The sequence below is a fragment of the Serratia sp. CY83965 genome (assembly GCF_052166375.1).
Classification (GTDB): Bacteria; Pseudomonadota; Gammaproteobacteria; order Enterobacterales; family Enterobacteriaceae; genus Serratia; species Serratia marcescens.
Genome location: NZ_JBJNOV010000002.1, coordinates 1 through 232 on the forward strand (window position 1 = coordinate 1; position 232 = coordinate 232).

Below are 232 nucleotides of genomic sequence, written 5' to 3' on the forward strand. Positions count from 1 at the left end.
ACGCGCTGGGCCGCCGCAGCCGCAAGGTGGTGCGCTACAAGGGCAAAATCGAACAGACGACCCGTTTCCTGTGGCAGGGTTATCGGTTGCTGCAGGAGCAGCGCGACGACGGCAGCCGCCGCAGCTGGAGCTACGATCCGGCCAGCCCGTGGAGCCCGCTGGCGGCGCTGGAGCAGGCGGGCGACAGCCGCTCGGCGGATATTTACTGGTATCACACGGATCTGAACAGCGC

Annotated in this window: 1 pseudogene; it reads left to right on the top strand. The window is 67.2% G+C overall.

Going from position 1 to position 232, the window contains the following annotated elements:
• Positions 1-232: pseudogene (locus tag ACJ8PL_RS07865) on the top strand (RHS repeat-associated core domain-containing protein); the annotation flags it as partial.